The 20,076-nt window shown below is 50.0% G+C and carries 11 protein-coding genes; 1 reads left to right on the top strand and 10 read right to left on the bottom strand.

Translation table 11 applies throughout. The features are described from left to right. Window positions 1–128: 128 nt before the first annotated feature. Window positions 129–3,509, top strand: a complete 3,381-nt coding sequence (locus H7U12_RS08735) for a T9SS type A sorting domain-containing protein (RefSeq protein WP_186636085.1) — start codon at window positions 129–131, stop codon at window positions 3,507–3,509. Window positions 3,510–3,636: 127 nt separating this feature from the next. On the opposite strand, the gene H7U12_RS08740 is transcribed toward H7U12_RS08735, so the two are convergent. From H7U12_RS08740 to H7U12_RS08785, 10 genes are all read right to left on the bottom strand, one after another. Then, window positions 3,637–6,171 (bottom strand): carbohydrate-binding protein, encoded by a 2,535-nt coding sequence (locus tag H7U12_RS08740; RefSeq protein WP_186636088.1) that lies wholly within the window; start codon window positions 6,169–6,171, stop codon window positions 3,637–3,639. A gap of 1,011 nt (window positions 6,172–7,182) precedes the next feature. Then, window positions 7,183–7,527, bottom strand: a complete 345-nt coding sequence (gene rplT / locus H7U12_RS08745; RefSeq protein ID WP_186636091.1) for a 50S ribosomal protein L20 — start codon at window positions 7,525–7,527, stop codon at window positions 7,183–7,185. A gap of 84 nt (window positions 7,528–7,611) precedes the next feature. Further along, complete coding sequence (gene rpmI / locus H7U12_RS08750; protein ID WP_186636094.1) at window positions 7,612–7,806, bottom strand: 50S ribosomal protein L35; 195 nt, start codon at window positions 7,804–7,806, stop codon at window positions 7,612–7,614. A gap of 23 nt (window positions 7,807–7,829) precedes the next feature. Continuing rightward, complete coding sequence (gene infC, locus H7U12_RS08755) at window positions 7,830–8,360, bottom strand: translation initiation factor IF-3 (protein ID WP_223808873.1); 531 nt, start codon at window positions 8,358–8,360, stop codon at window positions 7,830–7,832. A 113-nt stretch (window positions 8,361–8,473) separates the two neighbouring features. Beyond that, window positions 8,474–10,411 carry a threonine--tRNA ligase gene (gene thrS, locus H7U12_RS08760; protein WP_186636097.1) on the bottom strand — a complete coding sequence of 646 codons (1,938 nt, stop codon included), beginning with the start codon at window positions 10,409–10,411 and terminating at the stop codon, window positions 8,474–8,476. Window positions 10,412–10,457: 46 nt separating this feature from the next. Then, complete coding sequence (locus H7U12_RS08765) at window positions 10,458–11,528, bottom strand: tetratricopeptide repeat protein (protein ID WP_186636100.1); 1,071 nt, start codon at window positions 11,526–11,528, stop codon at window positions 10,458–10,460. A gap of 174 nt (window positions 11,529–11,702) precedes the next feature. Further along, window positions 11,703–14,180, bottom strand: a complete 2,478-nt coding sequence (locus H7U12_RS08770; RefSeq protein ID WP_186636103.1) for a DUF5686 family protein — start codon at window positions 14,178–14,180, stop codon at window positions 11,703–11,705. 281 nt (window positions 14,181–14,461) lie between these two features. Continuing rightward, window positions 14,462–15,211, bottom strand: a complete 750-nt coding sequence (locus H7U12_RS08775) for a tetratricopeptide repeat protein (RefSeq protein WP_186636106.1) — start codon at window positions 15,209–15,211, stop codon at window positions 14,462–14,464. Window positions 15,212–15,318: 107 nt separating this feature from the next. Next, window positions 15,319–18,072 carry a DNA gyrase/topoisomerase IV subunit A gene (locus H7U12_RS08780; protein WP_186636109.1) on the bottom strand — a complete coding sequence of 918 codons (2,754 nt, stop codon included), beginning with the start codon at window positions 18,070–18,072 and terminating at the stop codon, window positions 15,319–15,321. Next, complete coding sequence (locus H7U12_RS08785) at window positions 18,065–19,936, bottom strand: DNA topoisomerase IV subunit B (RefSeq protein WP_186636112.1); 1,872 nt, start codon at window positions 19,934–19,936, stop codon at window positions 18,065–18,067. Before H7U12_RS08785 ends, H7U12_RS08780 begins: the two co-directional genes overlap by 8 nt. Between the last annotated feature and the right edge of the window lie 140 nt (window positions 19,937–20,076).

Consider the following 20,076-nt stretch of genomic DNA (forward strand, 5'->3'; position numbering starts at 1 on the left):
AAGTGCTCATTTCACTTAGGTGAATCACTGTGTCCGCCCCTTTCTGGTACGCCTCTTTAAAGGCTCAACCAGCGGTTACCTGCTATTCTCTATCCACAAAATCTATCACACATTAAACCAGAACGATCATGGTAAATTATTACAATTGTAGCAACAGGACGGGAACTGTCCTGCTTTACAACTCACAACGTGTATGGCAGTACCTCATGGTGCTTGTGGCGGTGTGTATGTTTTCCATCACTACCAAAGCCCAAGATTTGTCTCAACTTCCGTCACCGGATAGATGCGTATCACAAGACATGCAAGTTATTGGGGCAACTTTAACCGGAACAGGCTGCGTTACATGTACCCCAGGAGATCCATTATCATCTGAGTTAGTGATGACAATTTATAATGCGACAAATTCCCTGAGAACGGCCTTTGCCTTTTATGGAACGTTAGTTGTTAAAAAACCTGACGGAACCATAAGAACTTCCAGAACCATTAGTGACTGTAACGATGATGGGTTTCCAGGACGGGAACAAAGGAGTTTCACCGTTGAAGGAAATGAGATCAGCTATTTTTGTGGCGATCAAATAACTATAACTGGCTTGTATCTTGCCTGGACCGATGCTTCGGACGGGAATAGAAACCAATGTCCTTTAGATGCTTCTAAAATAGCACCTAAGTGTGGCACTCTCCAGGAGTTGAAAATCACCACTCCTCTAACTGCCATCGCCACAGGAACAAACATAGCCTGCTTTGGGGGGAATACTGGCTCCGCAACAGTGATAGCATCTGGGGGAACTGGGCCGTACACTTACTCCTGGAGCCCATCCGGGGGAACTGGTGCTACCGCCTCTAACCTTTCTGCGGGGACTTATGTTGTGACCGTAACGGATGCTAAAGGGTGTAAAACAACTGCCTCTTACACAGTCACCCAACCTGCAACAGCAGTAAATGCTGCTATCACAGGCACTAATGTCAATTGCTACGGTGGTAACACCGGATCGGCCACAGTTACTGCTACGGGCGGAACAGGTCCTTATACCTATTCCTGGAGCCCCAGTGGTGGTACGGGCCAAACCGCATCTAACCTAACGGCAGGTACCTATACAGTAACAGTAACAGATAGCAAAGGTTGCACTACCACCGCTTCTTATACTGTTACCCAACCAGCAGCTGCATTATCTGTTTCTACGATTAAAACGGATGTTTCCTGCCATGGAGGAAGCAGCGGATCGGCCACAGCTACCGCATCGGGCGGTACCGGACCCTATACCTATTCCTGGAGTACTTCCCCCGTCCAGACCGGAGCGACAGCCTCAAATCTCACAGCAGGAACTTATACTGTAACCGCGACGGACAGCAAAGGCTGTACCAAAACCGCTACGGTTACTATTGGGCAACCTGATGCCATTGTATTGTCCACTTCTAAAACAGACGCAACTTGTTCCGGTTCTAACACCGGTTCTGCTACGGTAACTGCTACTGGTGGTGTAGGCCCATATACGTATTCTTGGAGCCCAACTGGTGGCACTGGTGCAACTGCCGCTAATTTAGCAGCGGGAACATATACAGTGACAGTAACCGATAGTAAAGGCTGTACGAAATCTGCGACAGTGACTATTGCTCAACCAAGCGGATTAACTGCCTCTGTTACTAAAACCAATGTCTTGTGCTATGGAGGAAGCACCGGATCTGCGACGGTGACCGCATCTGGAGGAACAAGCCCTTATACTTATTCCTGGAGCCCTTCTGGAGGAACGAGCGCTACAGCATCTAACTTGACAGCTGGAACTTATACTGTTACTGTAACAGATGCAAAAGGCTGCACCACCACCGCAACTGCCACCATAGGCCAGCCTACTGCCTTGTCAGTTTCTATTACTACAACAGGTATTTCATGCTATGGAGGTACATCAAGCGTCACGGCTGTAGCTTCGGGCGGTACGGCTCCTTATACCTATTCCTGGAATTCCGTTCCTGTAAAAACCGGATCCACAGTAGAGTTGCCGGCAGGAAGTTACACCTTAACTGTAACAGACAGTAAAGGGTGTACCAAAACGGCGCAGATCACCATTTCACAACCGTATGCCTTATCTCTGGTGACAACTAAAACCGACGTTTCCTGCTATGGAGGAAACAACGGCTCAGCCACTGCCACAGCCTCTGGGGGCACCGGACCTTACACCTACACCTGGAACACCTCACCTGTCCAAACCGGGTCCACTGCATCTAATCTTGCAGCTGGTACCTACACCGTAACCGCGACAGACAGCAGAGGCTGCATTAAAACCGCTACTGTTACTATCGGGCAGCCATTAAGCGCTCTTCATGTAGCTGTGACAGGAACCGACGTAAATTGCTACGGCGGTAGCACCGGTACAGCAACAGTGACCGCCTCTGGAGGCACAGCTCCCTATACCTATATTTGGAACACCTCGCCTGTGCAGACTGGTACAACCGCCTCCAATCTTCCGGCAGGAACTTACACCGTTACTGTAACAGATGCCAAGGGATGTATTAAAACAGGCTCTTATACAGTAACTCAACCCGCTTCTGCGCTTATGGTGGCAACAACCAAAACGGATGCTAACTGTACTGGTCCTAATTCAGGTTCAGCCACAGCAACGGCAACTGGAGGTACTGCTCCCTATACATATGCCTGGTCCCCTAGTGGTGGCACAGCTGCAACGGCATCTAACTTAGCAGCGGGCACTTACACCGTTACCGTGACTGATGCCAAAGGCTGTACAAAGACCGCATCTGTGGTTATTAATCCTGCTACAAACTGCGTTGTATTTGAAGGGTGTACGTTAGGCTACTGGAAAAACCACACCGACCGGTGGTGCTCGAGTGTAACCATTCCTAAGCCTTATTACCCCAACTACACTATCCAGAAGAGCATCTCCGCATCTACCTTGTACGGCAGCATTTTCGCAGATGCCCCTGCAGAATTGAAAAACCTTACTCTTCTTCAGGTTCTTAATCTTGGCGGAGGAGGAATTTATAACTTAGCTCGTCAATCCGTGGCAGCTTTGTTAAACATCTGCAGCCCCGATGTGGATTACAATTCTGCTTATCCCTCTACGGTTTCATTGATCAAAGCCGTGAATACAGCCTATAAAACCGGAGGAACAGCACCAGGCACACTGGCTACGAAATTAGACAAGTACAACAATGCCGGTTGTCCATTAGGCGGTACCCCGGCTACTACTTCTACCGCTTCTTCTGTAGCAGCCCCAGACAGGAACCTTGGAAAAGTTTCGGATATTGTCATGAGTGCTTATCCAAACCCATTCTCTGAATCTTCTACCATTGACTTTACATTACGAGAAGCTGGCGCGTACTCGCTCACCCTCTTCGATGTGAATGGCAAAGCTGTGAAAGAGATTCGTTCAGGAGTTGCGGAAGCGGGTGTCATCAACAGCGTCACCATCAATGGGGACTTGCCGGCTGGTATTTACATTGCCCGCCTGAGAACGGACAGTAAAACTAAGATCCTCAGAATCATGCTCAGAAGGTAAGGACTTTGCAGTACCTTACGGGTAAAAAAAAGGCCGGGGCAAAAGCTCCGGCCTTTTTACATTTATCAAAACTGTTTACTGCTATTTTATCTAAAACAGGCTTAAAACGCACTTACTGCTCTGGTGATTATTGCTTGATCACTTTCTTCACCTCGTTCACTCCGTTTCCTTTGAGACGGATAAAGTAAAGCCCGCTGGTCAGGTTTTCTAACGTGACGGTTTGGGTGATCTGCTCGTCTCCTTTGTTCAAGGAGAACTGTTTCAGGATTCTTCCTGATGGGTCAATCAGCTCCACGCTTACCTGGCCGGTCACGTCTTGGCCAATCTGAACCTGCACCTTGTCAACGGTGGGGTTAGGATACACCGTCCAGTTTTGATCTAAGGCGTTCTCCGTCAGGGAAGACAAAGCACCGTCTGAAATGGTGGCAGCCTTAGCCTGGGCTGTAGATCCTCCAATTTCAATCCAGTTGAAATTCCAGCCAGATTTCTTCACGTAGATTTGGATGGTCTGGGTTCCGGCCGCCAACGCCACTTGCGTGGTGGTGGTTCTCCAGGTTTGCCATCCACCGGTGGCCGCCACGTCTACCGTTTTCAAAACGGCTCCGCTGCTGTTTCTGATCTCGAACTGTCCTGCTCCAGTACCTGCCGTCCGGAAGCTCATGTTGTAGGTGCCGGCAGTATTCACGGTAACACTGTACTTCATCCAGTCATTGGCATCAATGCGGCCCACATCATACCCACCGCCGGTGTCTTTGCAGCTCTCAACATAAACTCCGCTCATGCTGGTGTATTTCTCGGCCTCTATCCGGATAGATGGGATGGTGATAGCGTCAATTGGCGTGGAGGCGGGCTGCGTCACGGAAAAGCTCTGGCTAACCGGGGTGGCGGCGCTGTAGGTGGAATTCCCGGTCTGCAAAGCTTGAACGGTCACCGTTCCGGTTCCGGTTAATGTAAGGGTGTTGCCGCTCAAAGTGGCTGGTCCTGAAATCACCTTGAAGCTGACGGCCAAGCCAGAGGTGGAAGTCGCTTGTAAGGTGAAAGGAGCCACGCCATATTCTTTACTTCCGATGACGGGGAACGTGATGGTCTGCCCTTGTAGCGTAGGAGTAGTAGTGGCACCAGTCACTCCTTTGAAGAAGGAAGGAGTTGTGTTCAGGGTGATGGCGGTAGGAAGTTGCTGCGTGTTCTTTCCGGTGAGGGAATAATCCCACTCATATCGGTCTACCGAGGTCAGGTTTAAAGCTGCCGGGAAAGAGTAGGTCTGGGAATACGTCTCGGTTTTGTCATTGGGGTTCTTCGCCCACAGAGCGTACACGTATTCTCCATTCTTCACGAAAGCCCCTCCTTCTACGGTGGCAGGCAAATTCAAGGCTGCCGTACGGCCGGCATCATACGCGTAGTCTCTGATCAGCAGCGAAGTTGTCTTGAACGTTTTCCCGATTGGGGAAAGTTTTTCGGCACCGTACACGTCTCTCTTCAGGTTCTCATAAAGACCCATCAAAGAATAGTCACTGGTAATGGAAGTTCCTTCGGCCGGAGCATTTATGGATTCCCCTACTCCGTAGATTTGAACCTGCTTGATGTTATTCTTCTGCGCCAGAACCAAGGCCTTGATCCCGAAGTTACGCTGCATGGCATCAGAGCCATAGCGCCAGTCTACCGTGCGGCGGTTGAGGTTGGTCTCGGTAACGATGAAATGTTTTTTAGGATAGGTGGTGCCGTTATAGCCGTATTTTACCAAAACTGCCTCTAAATTGTTCTTGTGGTTAACCACCTGAGCGGCGGCATAGTCTGAGTTGTGCAGGTATTTAAAGCCTCCAATGGTGTTATCCCATTTGCGCAGGAAGTGAGCCGGGTACACATGATAACTCACCATGTCAAAATAAGCGCCGCCTTTATTTGGGTACTGGCTGGATACCGCGCCGCCGTTCGGGTTATCAGTGTAGCGCATAAGGGCATCCAGGAACTCCGAGTAACCGATTCCGCCCGGAGTCACGAAGTCATCGGGGTTGTATTTCTTCACCACTTCCCAGGTAATGCGCAGCATCCGGATGTAGTTGAAGAAGGGAGCTCTGAAGTTTGACATCTCAGCCGGCAACGGAGCGCGGGTCAACCAGTTGGAACGGGTGGCAGAACCTAAATCGGGCTCATTAATCACTTCCCAGTTCTTCACATACGGGCCGTACGTCTGCACCAGTTTGTACACGTAGTTGGCATAGAAGTTATTGGGGTTAACGGTACCATCGGCTAACCAAATGGGTTCGTACAGGTTCTTGAAAGATTTAGAGGAGTTGCTGCAGCCTGGGTAAGTGGTCAGGTCACGGTGCGCCTCAGACGGGCCTTCCAGAAAAACGGTGATGTCTTTCATACCCAGGTCCACCGCATAGTACTTGAACTCATTCAACCGGATTGAGTAGCCCCACCGTTCTACAAAGCTTTCGGGCAAGGTGGGCCGCAGGGTATTACCACCCGCTTTGCTGATGACAGTAGCCAGGGTTTTATCATTCCAGCCATTACCGAAAGCCCCCATATTGGCACCATATCCGAAAGGAGCTCCATAGGGTTTAACACTTTGGTTAGCGGTGGTTTGTTGGCCAAAAATGGAGAAAGAGCTTAAAAACAGAAAAAGGGTAAGAATGGACGAGTAGAGACCTAATTTCATTTTTTAAAGTTAAACTAATAAAGGGTTAGGACGTTTAAGGCGGGATTTTATAGCGGCTATGCGTCAAAACTAAACCAATTTTTTTTCTTTAAAAACCACATTTGTCACAATACAAATATTCAACTTTCTCTATATGTTCTTTTCAGCACTATTTAGAGCTCATTCTTCAAGCATTAATTATACTTTGAGCTTAGTTTTTTATATAAAACTCCAATTGAGATAAGCTGTTAAAAAGGTTTAGTACTTTTCAAACAACTTAATAGCACAAACCAACATTTTTTAGATTTGGCTTTCTGTTATACCAAGAAGTACTTAATAATTTAGATTTTAGAACTTTTACTGGATACAGCAATGGCAGCGGAAAAGTCGCTTCTTAATATAGGTTTTCTCAAATTGAATCTTTCCTCTATGGCACTTCAAAAACAACCTACTTTAAGGCGCTTTAACTGTTGGTTTACAAGTAGTTACATAAATGTAACTACAGACAACAATTAAGTACTTCTACTAGCATTTAAGTAGATGCTTGATTCTTGCCAGGAGAATGGAAAAACTAACCCTTGCGGGTTTCCTGAGAGCGCAGATACTGCTTTAGTAATACTTTCCAGGTTCCCTATTTGCTGGCCGCTAACTAGATAGGTTTTAACAACAACTTTTTTCTTTTATGTCTCTTTTTCTTTAAAGAGGCTGAAAACGTCCTTGCAGGGAAAGACGCATTGCTTCTCCTGTCCTGAATTGACGGATTAATAGGAGCTCGGCTAATGTGAGTTTTACAAGGACTTTGGACCGACCATTAAAATAGCTGTTATAAAGAGGAGGTAACTGCGGTACTGCGTTGGTTGAAAGGCTGCGCGTGATCAGAAACGTTATGTAAATAGATAAGTAAGCCTATCTTCTCGCATTAACTTCAACTCACCAAGAAGGCTTTGGGAATAAGATAGGGCTCTGTTCCCAGAAGGGCATAAAAAAAGCCCAGCGTAGGCTGGGCTTTTCAAGAGGTATGAGCAGGAAAGCTTATTTCACTTTCTCAACAATTCCGGTGAAGGCTTCTGGATGGTTCAAAGCCAGGTCAGCCAAAACTTTACGGTTCAGGTTGATGTTGGCTTTTTTCAAACTGCCCATTAACTGGGAATAAGACAGACCGTTGATACGGGCTGCGGCATTGATACGCTGGATCCAAAGAGCGCGGAAGTCTCTTTTCTTCGCTTTTCTATCGCGGTACGCATAAAGCAAACCTTTTTCAACCGCGTTTTTGGCTACTGTCCAAACGTTTTTTCTACGACCAAAGTAACCTTTGGCCATTTTCATGATTCTCTTTCTCTTGTGGCGAGCCGCCACGGTATTGACCGATCTAGGCATTTCTACTTTTTTTTGGGGCTGGTGATCTCGGTTTAATTCTTAGTTACCAGTTCCCGATGAAACAATTGGAAAAATTGAATGGGATTAAGACGCAAGCATTCTTAACACGTTGGCCTGGTCAGCTTCGCTCACTAAACCGATGTGGGTCAGATTTCTCTTCTGCTTGGTGGTCTTTTTGGTCAGGATGTGGCTTTTGTAAGCGTGTTTACGCTTTACTTTGCCAGTACCTGTCAGGGTGAATCGCTTCTTAGCCCCTGATTTGCTTTTCATCTTTGGCATTTGGGTGTATATAAAGTGTACTGTTATTTTTTCACTTTTGGTCCCAGGAACAAAAACATCCGTTTCCCTTCCAGTTTAGGCAACTGCTCTACTTTTGCTACGTCTTCCAGGGCCTGGGCAAATTTAAGCAAAAGTAACTCACCGCGCTCTTTAAAGACAATAGTTCGTCCAACAAAGTGCACATACGCCTTCACTTTTGCGCCTTCACCTAAGAATTGACGGGCATGCTTCAGCTTGAATTCGAAATCGTGGTCGTCTGTGTTAGGACCGAACCGGATTTCCTTCATCACCACCTTGGTGGTTTTCGCCTTCATTTCCCGCTGCTTCTTCTTTTGCTCGTATTTAAATTTCGAATAATCGATAATACGGCAAACCGGCGGATCTGCTTTGGGTGATATCTCTACCAGGTCCAAATTCTGCTCGGTGGCGAGACGACGGGCTTGGTCTATGCTGTATACACCCGGCTCCACGTTCTCACCTACCACCCGCACGTCGCGGACGCCGGTGATGCGCTGATTGATACGATAAGGTTCTTCGACCTTGCCACGTGGCACGTAGCGTCTGTTATTCGTAGAAATAGTTTTACCTCCTAAAGTTTAAGGTTTCACAATCAGGGTGCGAATATCGCCTTTTTCCCTGTATATTAAAAGTAATATCCAATTATTTTTTAGCTAAGCAGCTCGGCCAGTACCGCCCGGAAGTTCTCCACGAAGGCATCTACCCGTAGCGTACCCATATCGCCTAAGCCGTGTTTCCGAACCGAAACAATCTCATTTTCCTGCTCCTTCTCCCCTACAATGATCATGTACGGCACTTTGCTCACTTCGGCATCCCGAATTTTACGGCCGATTTTCTCATCGCGGGTGTCAATGTACCCCCGGATGTCCTGCTCGGCTAATTGTTCGTTCACCTGGTGGGCATACTCATGGTACTTCTCAGAAATAGGCAGAATGGCTACCTGGTCTGGGCTAAGCCACAGCGGGAAGTTACCGCCGCAGTGCTCAATCAGAACCGCCACAAAGCGCTCCAAAGAACCGAACGGAGCCCGGTGAATCATCACCGGCCGGTGTTTCTCGTTATCAGCACCAATGTACTCCAACTCGAAACGGTTAGGCAGGTTGTAGTCCACCTGAATGGTTCCTAGCTGCCATTTACGGCCCAAGGCATCCTTCACCATGAAGTCCAGCTTAGGTCCGTAAAACGCAGCTTCGCCCAGTTCTGTTACAGTAGGCAGACCTTTCTCAGTGGCCGCTTCAATGATTTCACGCTCCGCTTTCTCCCAAAGTTCATCTGAGCCAATGTACTTGGCCTTGTTTTCTGGGTCACGCAAGGAGATCTGGGCCGTGTAGTTGTCAAAGCCCAGGGCCTTGAACACGTACAACACCAGGTCAATCACTTTTGTGAACTCCTCCTTCACCTGGTCTGGGCGGCAGAAGATGTGCGCATCATCCTGCGTAAAGCCACGCACCCGGGTCAGGCCGTGCAGCTCACCGCTTTGCTCGTAACGATACACTGTCCCAAACTCAGCCAGACGAACCGGCAACTCCTTATAAGAGCGCGGACGCGTTTTGTAGATTTCGCAGTGGTGCGGGCAGTTCATCGGCTTCAGCAAAAACTCCTCGTTCTCGTTGGGCGTCTTGATGGGCTGAAACGAATCTGCGCCGTATTTCTCATAGTGACCCGAGGTCACATACAGTTCTTTTGAGCCAATGTGCGGCGTTACCACAGGCTGGTAACCGGCTTTCATCTGCGCTTTCCGCATGAATTGCTCTAAACGCTCCCGAAGCAGGGTTCCTTTCGGCAACCACAACGGCAAGCCCATGCCTACCTTTTCAGAGAAGGCGAACAATTCCATTTCCTTGCCCAGCTTGCGGTGGTCACGGCGTTTGGCTTCTTCCAGGCGCTCCAGGTACTCAGTGAGTTCCTTTTGCTTCGGGAAAGTGATGGCGTAAACGCGGGTCAGCTGCTTGCTCTTCTCGTCACCGCGCCAATAAGCACCGGCCACGTTCATCAGCTTGGCGGCTTTGATGAAACCAGTGTTGGGGATGTGCGGTCCGCGGCAAAGATCGGTGAAATTCCCTTGGGTGTAGAAGGTGATGGAACCATCCTCCAGCCTTTCCAGCAAATCTAATTTGTAAGGATCGTTTTTCTCGGTGAAATAGGCAATCGCATCGGCTTTGCTGATGGGTTGGCGTACGTATTCACTTTTCTGACGGGCCAGCTCCAACATTTTCTGCTCAATAGCCGGAAAATCTTCCTGCGAAAGTGTTTTCTCCTCGCCCAGGTCAATGTCATAATAGAAGCCGTTCTCAATGGCCGGGCCAATGCCTAGCTTCACTCCCGGGTACAGAGCTTCCAGCGCCTCGGCCATCAAGTGCGCCGACGAGTGCCAGTATGTTGCCTTGCCTTCGTCATCGTTCCAGGTCAGCAACTGAATGGCGGCATTCTCGGTGATAGGACGCGTGAGGTCCCATACCTGGCCATTTACTTTCACAGCCAGCACGTTGCGGGCTAATCCTTCACTGATGGAGGCGGCGATTTCAATGCCGGTTACCCCTTCCTGGTATTCACGGACCGAACCGTCTGGTAAGGTAATGTTGATCATATAGACAGAAGTATTCTTCGTTTTAGCTAAGTTATCGGCAAAATAGCTAAAAAACAGTTATGGCGCGCAAAGAATCCATAATTGGTCGTGGCGGCGCAGGTTTGGTGATTCTCTGCAAAGCTACACGATACCTTGAGTTCTGCGGATATTTTCTGATTAAAATTCCGTAATGAACGCGGGCGGCCGCTTTCTGGCCCGTCCAGTCCAGGCAGGAGGCCAGAACCCAACGGTTCCGCTCGGTCATGGGGAGCCCTAACTCCTGTGCTTTCAGCAGTTGGGGCAAAGCCAGATCATACTGCCGTTTTTTATACCAGGCCTCCCCCAGCCCGGCGTAGCCCTCGGCCTTGTCGGGCTGCAGGGTGACCGCTTTTCCGAAGCAGGCGAGCGCGGTGTCGGTGAGGTTCCGGTTCAGGAAATACTGGCCCAGCTGCTGCCACCAGAACCCCTCCTTCGGCTGTTTCTTCACCCCCACCTGCACCATTGGGAGGGCGTTGTCATACAACCCGCGGGCCGTGTAGATGGCGCTCAGTTCCCGGAAAGCCGGTAGTGAAACGGAATCTCGCACCAGGGCCCGGTTCAGGTTGTACAGAGAGCGCGCGGTGTCTCCGGTGGCCGCCTGCGCCTTGGCCAGCAAGACGTAGTATTTCGCCTCGCCGGGGCTTAACCGAATGGCCTGGCTGCTGTGCGTGAGGGATAGTTCGTATAGCTTCAGCCCAACGTAGGTCTCCGCCAGAATGGCTTCCGATTCGGGGGTGTAGAAGTTGAACGCCTTGGCCTGCATCATCATCTTCATGGCTTCCTGGTACTGCTGACTTCCCACCAGAATTTTCGCTTTCCAGAAATACGCCTCGCCCAAAGAAGGATCCAGGGTGGTGGCCATGGACAGGTCTTTCAAGGCCGGTTGCGTTTTTTCCTGGGCCAGGTACAGCTTGGCTCGTTTCACGTACCAGACCGGTTGCGGATTCCGCTGCTCCAAGGCCATGCTCAGTTCGTTTATCTGCGTGGGGATGCTGCTGTCCACCTTGGCAGGATTGAACATTCTTTCTTCCGATGTTTTCTGGGAGCAGGCGCTGAGGAACCCCATGCCCAACCAAAGAAGCCAAAAGAAATTACGCATAGGAATAATACGGATTCATAAAATGACAGGAAGGCGAAGGTACAATTTCCAGTTTAGTTCTGGTGCGTTTAAGGGCCGTTTTTGTAAAAACAGGTCTTAAACGGAAGGGTTCAGCTGGACCATTTTAGTTTACATGCGTTTAGGAGCCGCTTTTACGAAAACAGCCCCAAAATGCTACGGGTTCACCGAGACCGACAGGCGGAGGCCCCACAACGGAGAATCCAGTTCTTTGTAGGTGAGGCGGTGCACCAGATCTACCCTGAACAACTGGAAGATATTCTTGAAGCCCACGTTTACTTCTGCATACGGATCTTTCCCCAAACTCAGGAAACGCCGCTGCCCACTGCCCGTTACCGCCTCCTCCACCGGATTGTTTTTGTCACTGATGCTGCCGTACAGAATGGCCCCGCCTGCCACCATGATCATCTTCGTCTTCTTCAGCAGCGGCAAGCGGTTGGTGAGGGAGAAGGCTCCTTCAAAATGGTGGTCATACCGCAGAGATACATATTGATCTGTGGCGAAGGAGAAGAACGGCATCAGGTTGTAACCGTGCAAAATAAAGAACGGCGTCTCGTTGCCCACCGGCACCTGCAGCAAGGGCAAGGGAACTTTGGTGAAGGTCTTGCCGGCTTTCAGATAGTACCGGCCGTAGCCCAGGATGCCGGTCCGCACGCGCTGCTCCATTGACAAGGAGACTTCCTGGTAAGCCAGGTTAGAGTTCATGAGTCCGCTCAAGCCCGCCGACACATCCACCCCAATGATGGGCGCGGTGGAATTGGCGATGGGAATTTTCTCATAGTGCCGGATCAGTACTTTCTTCGCCGAGGCATACCGTAAACTCAACGTGACATCGGTGGTTTTGAAACCGGCGTAAGCAGAGCCGTCTTTGTCAGAAGTGAACGGTTTGGTGTCAAAGTACGGCCGAAAAGTGGAATGCCGGAACGTGACCCGCTGCCGGAAACCGGGCAACCACTCCCGCTCCGCCCAGAGCTGCATCCGCTCCTGCTGATACGGGAACCGCATCTCTCCCCACCTAAAGGAAGAGAAAAACAAGCTGTTCAGTTGGGCATTGTTCAAATCCATGGCGGCCGGCCCCACATCGTTCAGGTAACTGGCGCCCCACTCCGTCCACTGCTGCCGGTTAGCGATGTACCGGATGTTGAACAGACTTTTGAAAGACGCGTCTTTGGTCCCGTAGGCCAGGTAGCCGTTCAAGATCCAGTTGGGATGGAAATCCTGGGTGGTTCTGCCCCCTATCTGAAACCGGTGCCCTTCTACTTTGTTGAAGACGTAGGCACCAAACACCGGCCCAAACTCAATCTTGTCATTGATGGGCAGATGGCCTTCCACCATAATCCTGACCAATTTCACCGTACTCTGGATTTCAGGAAGTCTGTTGATCTGGGCGATGGACTCCACCCTTTTCTGGTCTTCCGGCGAGAACCCCTCCGGACGCATGTTTTGCCAGTAATCCTCTTTGTATTTGAGCGCAGAATCGCTGATCTGGTGCGTCATATCAAAGAATTCCTCCGGCTTCGGCTCGCCCAGCACCAGGTCCGTATAGGTGGTCACCGTTTCCACAAACAGACGGACATCAGAGCCCGGTAAACCGGTGATCTGGAACTTGCGTTTGCTGGACAACGGCAACAGCGAAGGGTTTTTCTCATCCCAGGCCTGCACAATCTGCAAATCCTTAATAAAGTTGAGGGCTACGTCTTTGTTGAGTTTCAGCTCAATGCGGCGTAAAGAGAAAGAACCGTCGGCAATCCACATGTAGCCCCCAAACGTGAGGTCCTGCGCTCTTTTAGGCAAAATTTTGAGCCGGTACACCTTGCCGCTCTCCGTCTGGACACTATCCTCCAGCTCATAGTCATAATAATTGGCCCACTGGTTGGCAATGGGGCTGACGAAGTCTTTATCGAACATGCGCATCCAGTTCTGGTTCAGCGAGAAATGCTCGGCCTGCGCATTCAGAAGTTGAGCGATCTGGCTTTCCCGCTCAATGCCCACCCCCACCACTTTACTGGCTTTCAGGATCTCTTTTGACTTGCGCGGATTTCGGCTGAAGAACGTTTCCTTAACGGTTTCTGATTGAAAGATGGGCAACGAAGCCGATTTGGAAGGAGCATCGGTTAACGTAAGGCTGTCCAGGTACGGCGCATACCGCTTGGAAAAGCCTTTCTTCTTATCGGTCGCCTCGCGTTCCAGAATACTACCCTTCATCAGGGTATAAGTTTCAAACTGAATGGCCTCTTGGTTTTCTGGCAGGTACAGCTGCTTGTTTCGGGCGGCAGCCCGCACGATGCGGTACGCCGGATTTTCCTGGGGCCGGATGACGATCTCCTGAATGGCGTAGCTTTGCCGCACCAGGGCAATATCTCCGTTCTTCTGCAGCTCAGAGATGGATTTTACAACCGGCTGGTAGCCCAGGAGCGTAAAGGTGATGGAATCAGTGAGGGCATACTTCCGGAGGATGTACGTTCCGGCTTCGTCGGTGAAGAGCGGGTTCTTGCTGGCGCGGATATGCACCGTTACGAAATCCTGCGGCTTTTGACTTTCAGAATCCCTTACTTTTCCGGAGACAGGAAGATGCTGGGCGTACGCGATCCCTCCACTCATCAACAGGAATAAAAAGAGCAGTACGTTTCTCACCACCTTCGCTTTATAATTCTCTAATATACTTAATACCAAGATGTCTATATAAAAGAAACGGTATTTAAATTTAACCCCTTGAGCATCCGAAGCGCCACTCACAAGAACTGACTCTTTCAACATTAGCTCCCCTAAGAGACAGGCAGCCGGAGAAAACCCCTACGCCCTTGCTGTTTTTAGAGGGATTTCTTGAAAAGAGCTCTAAAACGGCAATACCCCACATGCGAAAGGCACCTATGACAGGTGCCTTTCGCATGTGGGGTATTGCCGGAAAAGATTTGTTAGGATGCCCGTACTCTCAGGACTTCCTGCAGCAGGATTTTACATCTTCTGCTTAACTCCAAATCTTCGGTGGTGACTAACTTCTGGTCCAAGGCTTTTTGCAGCGTGCTCACGCATTCGCTTTTCAGGTTGGCCTCCCGTTGTACCCGGGCCAGATCATAATAGTAAAGCAGGTTGGCCGGCCCTACCTCAATGGCTTTCGTGAATGCGCTGATGGCTTCCTCGTTGGTAGAGGTAGGCAATGGCAGGTTCGTGAGTAATTTGTTCGCGGATTTTTCAGTGAAGGAAAGGTTGGCCACTTTAAAGGACCATCTGCCCATTAAATGCCAGGCCCCCGAATGTCTGGGGTTTTGAGCCAGGGCTCTGTCCAGATAGGTTTTCACCTGGCTCAGATGCACCAGGCGATCTTTGATGGACACCGTCTGGCACAGCGTGCTCAGAGACAAAGCCATGACGTAATTAGGATCAGCCGAGAGGCTGTCAACCGCCATGGATCTTTGAGCGAAAGCCAAGGCTTTCTGGTAGTAAATACTTTTATTAGTGTCGTCTGGGAATCTGCTGCCAATGCGGCCACAGGCAATACTGGCTTTCACCAAGGCCTCCAGTTGCTCCGGATTGTCTGAAAGTAATAATTCATACTTTGCCAAGGCTTCAGAATCCTTGTATTCCAGAAACAGCTGATTGGCCTCCCACAGAAGTTTTTCCGAACCTAACCCGCCGCAGATGGCGGTCAGGTTCGGAAAACTCATGAGTGCTATCAATATAAAGACGAGTCTAAAAGTACTTCTCATACATTTCCCCAGATTGACCATTTAGTACAACGTACGGGTAATCTACGAATTACTTTTAAAAAATCCTAAAAGAGGTTAAGCTGTTTTTTAGGTGTTTTAGCCGGCTTCAGTAGATCTCCGTTCTGTTCAACATCTACGTCTGTTTCCAGAATGGGTTGTATATTGTTTAATTCCAATAAAACCTCCTCTCCCGTTGAGAATGAAGCGGTTGCCTCTTGAACTAATACCGGCTCTACCTTCACAGTTTTTATGATTTTCGTGCTATTCTTCACCTTCACGGGCTCGGCTTCTTCCTCTTTTTGCATTGTCACGCCAAAGATTTTGAAGTAGTTCAGTTTGTTGCCCATGGCGCGCCAGCCTTTCACGTCAATGAAGTCGCTCAGGAGCAGATTTTCCGTCTCCTTCTCAGACTTCTTGTCGCGTTGGATCTTCAACTCAGCTTTAGGCTCAGGGTGAACCGAGGCGGCCAACAGCTTGGAACCCTTAGTTTCAGAGATGAAGACAAAGCGCTTGCCAATGGTGCTGGTCTCAACCACGAAGCGTTTCACGTAGCTGATCTTGGTTTCTCCCTCGGTGTAGACGGCAGACACCACCAGCTCCGGCGAGAATTTATGAATCAGTTCAATGTTGGGCACGTCATAGTGGTTGGACAACTCAAACGTGGTCAGCTCATAGGAACCGTCTTTGTACACCACCAGAATAGAGTCATCGGTGTTGAAAGAACCTAAATAACGCCCACGGTTCTCGGTGTTCAAACGCCCGATCACCTCGTCATAGTAGATCTCGCGACCGCCGCGGGTAGACTCGCCCAGGGCTTTCTGCACTACTTTCTTGATGGGGTGCTTGGTCACGATGTTCCCCTGCGAGCCTTTCCCTTTTATGAGCAGTTCCGCAAAATCAAAGTCAAACTGCTTCACGCGCGCGGTACTGGCCGGTTGCAGGGTGATGCTCACCACCTCAGACTCAGAGTTCGGGTTGGCGGTCAGGTACACCACTTTGGAATTCTTCTCGCCTTTGGTGAGGTCGTACTCTTTGTCACGAGTGATGGAGGTTACGGCAAAGCGCTTGGCAAAAGAGATGCCGGTTTTCCCGTCCACATAGATCATGTTGTAGACCATGTGCTCATCGTTCTTGTTGTACACGCCCACGTGGATGATGTCCTTGCCCATGAAAATCTTGTCGCTGATGCGGGACACCATGAACTTCCCGTCCTTTCGGATGGCGATGATGTCATCCATGTCTGAGCAGTCCACCACAAACTCATCTTTCTTGAGGCCATAGCCCACAAAACCGTCCTTGCGGTTCACGTACAGCTTCTGGTTAGCCACGGCTACTTTCTGCGCAGACACCACATCAAAGGTTCTGATCTGGGTTTTACGCTCTTTGTTTTTGCCGTATTTCGCCAAAAGACCCTCAAAATAGCTGATCGCGTAGCGCACCAGGTTCGCCAGGTTATCGGCCACCTCGGCCATTTCATCCTCCAGCTTCTTGATGTATTCATCTGCTTTGAAGGAGTCAAACTTGGAGATACGCTTGATCTTGATCTCGGTCAGGCGGATGATGTCGTCTTGCGTCACCTCACGGCGCAGCAAGGGCTTGTGCGGTTCCAAGCCTTTGTCAATGGCTTCCAGCACGGCTTCCCAGGTCTCGCACTCTTCAATGTCGCGGTAGATGCGGTTCTCAATGAAGATCTTTTCCAGCGAGGAGTTGTGCCATCTGTCTTCCAGTTCTCCCAGCTTAATCTCCAGTTCCCGCTCCAGCAAGCGAACCGTTTTGGCAGTAGACATGCGCAGCAACTCGTCCACGTTCAGGAAACGCGGCTTGTCCTCGATGATCACGCAGGTGTTAGGCGAAATGGAGATCTCGCAATCGGTGAAGGCGTAGAGCGCGTCAATGGTCAAATCAGGCGAAATCCCCGGCGGGATGTGCACCTGAATCTCCACCTCGGCCGCGGTGTTGTCCACTACCTTCTTGATCTTGATCTTGTTGTTCTCGCTGGCTTTCACGATGGAGTCCATCAGGGCCGTGGTGGTGGTCCCATAAGGCACATCGCGGATGATGAGCAGCGATTTGTCTACTTTCTCAATAGTAGCCCGTAAACGGATTTTGCCGCCTCTGCCCCCGCCGTTGTAGTTGGTGAAGTCAGCCAAACCTCCGGTTGGGAAGTCAGGCAGCAAGGTAGTTTTGCGGCCTTTGAGCACGTCAATAGAACCTCTGATCAGCTCCCGAAAGTTGTGGGGCATGATCTTGGTAGACAAGCCCACGGCAATTCCTTCCACGCCCTGCGCCAGCAAAAGCGGAAATTTCACCGGCAAGGTGACCGGCTCGTTTTTACGACCATCGTAGCTCAGCTGCCACTCGGTAGTCTGGGAATTGAAGACTACGTCTAAAGCAAACTTGGTGAGGCGCGCCTCAATGTAACGGGGAGCCGCCGCACTGTCGCCGGTGCGTACATCGCCCCAGTTTCCCTGGGTTTCAATAAGCAGGTCTTTCTGGCCTAGGTTCACAATGGCGTCGCCAATAGAAGCGTCACCGTGCGGGTGGTACTGCATGGTCTGCCCGATTACGTTGGCCACCTTGTTGAAACGGCCATCGTCCATTTCTTTCATGGCGTGCATGATGCGGCGCTGCACGGGTTTGAAACCGTCTTCCAAAGCTGGTACGGCCCTTTCCAGGATTACATAAGAAGCGTAGTCCAGAAACCAGTTTTCGTACAGTCCGGATACCGAGGTGATGTCATGGATGACTTCCTCCCCTTCCAGTTGCGTGTCCAGTTCCAGGCTGTTTTCGTTCTCGTTTTCCAATTCTTCGTTAAGCATAAACCTCCTCTACTATATCTTTCTCTATTTTGAGATTCTCAATGATAAACTGCTGCCGCTCCGGCGTGTTCTTGCCCATGAAGTAAGACAAGACTTTCTGAATATTCTGCTCGGTCTTGCCCATGATCACCGGCTCCAACCTGATGTTATCCCCAATGAACTTCCCAAATTCCTCCGGCGAAATCTCGCCTAATCCTTTAAAGCGGGTGATTTCTGGGTTCTTACCCAGCTTGCGCATGGCGTTCTGCTTCTCCTGCTCATTGTAGCAATAGATGGTCTCTTTCTTGTTGCGTACCCTGAAGAGCGGCGTTTCCAGAATGTACAAGTGGCCGTTTTTGACCAGATCTGGGAAAAACTGCAGGAAAAACGTCATCAGCAGCAAGCGGATGTGCATGCCGTCCACGTCAGCATCCGTAGCGACTACCACGCGGTTATAGCGCAAGCCTTCCAAGCCTTCCTCAATGTTTAAGGCGTGCTGTAGCAGGTTGAACTCTTCGTTTTCGTACACGATCTTCTTCTTCAATCCGAAGCAGTTCAACGGCTTTCCTCTCAAGGAGAATACCGCCTCCAACTCCACGTTTCTGGACTTGGTGATGGAGCCAGATGCCGAGTCACCCTCCGTGATGAACAAGGTGGTCAACGCCTCTTTCTCCAGTTCCTTGCTTTCCCCGAAATGGAAGCGGCAGTCCCGCAGTTTCTTGTTGTGCAGGTTCGCTTTCTTCGCGCGTTGGTTCGCCAGTTTCTTGATACCGGCCATGTCTTTGCGCTCGCGCTCACTCTGCTCAATCCGCTTGCGCAGGGCTTCGGCTACGGTTGGGTTCTTGTGCAGGTAGTTGTCTAGGTGCTCCTTCACGAAATCATTCACGAAGTTCCGCACAGTTGGGCCATCGTGCGCTACGTTGATAGAACCCAGTTTGGTTTTGGTCTGACTTTCGAAAACCGGCTCCTGAACGCGAATAGCAACAGCACCTACAATGGAGCCTCTAATATCAGTAGCGTCGTAGTCTTTCTTATAAAATTCGCGCACGGTTTTTACCACGGCTTCTCTAAAGGCCGCCAAGTGCGTACCGCCTTGGGTGGTGTACTGACCGTTCACGAAGGAATAATACTCCTCACCGTAGTCGTTGCCGTGAGTCAAGGCCAGTTCAATATCATCCCCTTTCAGGTGAATGATAGGGTACCGCATGGTTTCCTCGGCAATCTTCCGACTCAATAAGTCTTTCAAGCCATTCTCAGACAGATACTTCTGTCCGTTGAAGTGGATGGTAAGGCCAGCGTTTAGGTACACATAGTTCCAGATCTGGTTTTCCAGGAACTCCGGAATGAAGTGGTAGTTTTTGAAAATGGTATCATCGGGCACGAAGATGGTGGTGGTACCGTTGCGCTGGTTAGAGTCCTGCAGCGGTTCATCGTTCACCAGCTCGCCGCGTTCAAACTCGGCCACCTTGGTTTTGCCATCCCGCACCGACTGGATTCTGAAGCTGGAGGACAGCGCGTTCACAGCCTTGGTACCCACCCCGTTCAGACCCACTGATTTCTGGAACGCGCGGCTGTCATACTTACCACCGGTGTTGATCTTGCTCACGCAGTCAATCACCTTGCCCAGTGGAATACCGCGGCCATAGTCACGCACCACTACTTTGTGGTCAGAAATCTTTACTTCAATGGTGCGGCCATGCCCCATCATGTGCTCATCAATGGAGTTGTCAATCACCTCTTTCACAAGAATGTAGATCCCATCATCGGGAGAGGAGCCGTCACCCAGCTTGCCAATGTACATACCCGGACGCAGCCGGATGTGTTCACGCCAATCAAGGGAACGTATACTATCCTCGTTGTAGGTTACATCAGTTTGCTCAGCCATACGGAACTTTAGGATTTAGTAGAATTAGGTAAAATAAAAGAAAATTTGCGGGTACTTTGATACAGAAGGCTCAAAACAGCAATTTTAATGCGTATTTAGAACTTTCTATCGGCCGTTTTGTCCCTACAAAAAACCAAGTT

The sequence above is a fragment of the Rufibacter sediminis genome, from assembly GCF_014269285.1.
Lineage (GTDB): Bacteria > Bacteroidota > Bacteroidia > Cytophagales > Hymenobacteraceae > Nibribacter > Nibribacter sediminis.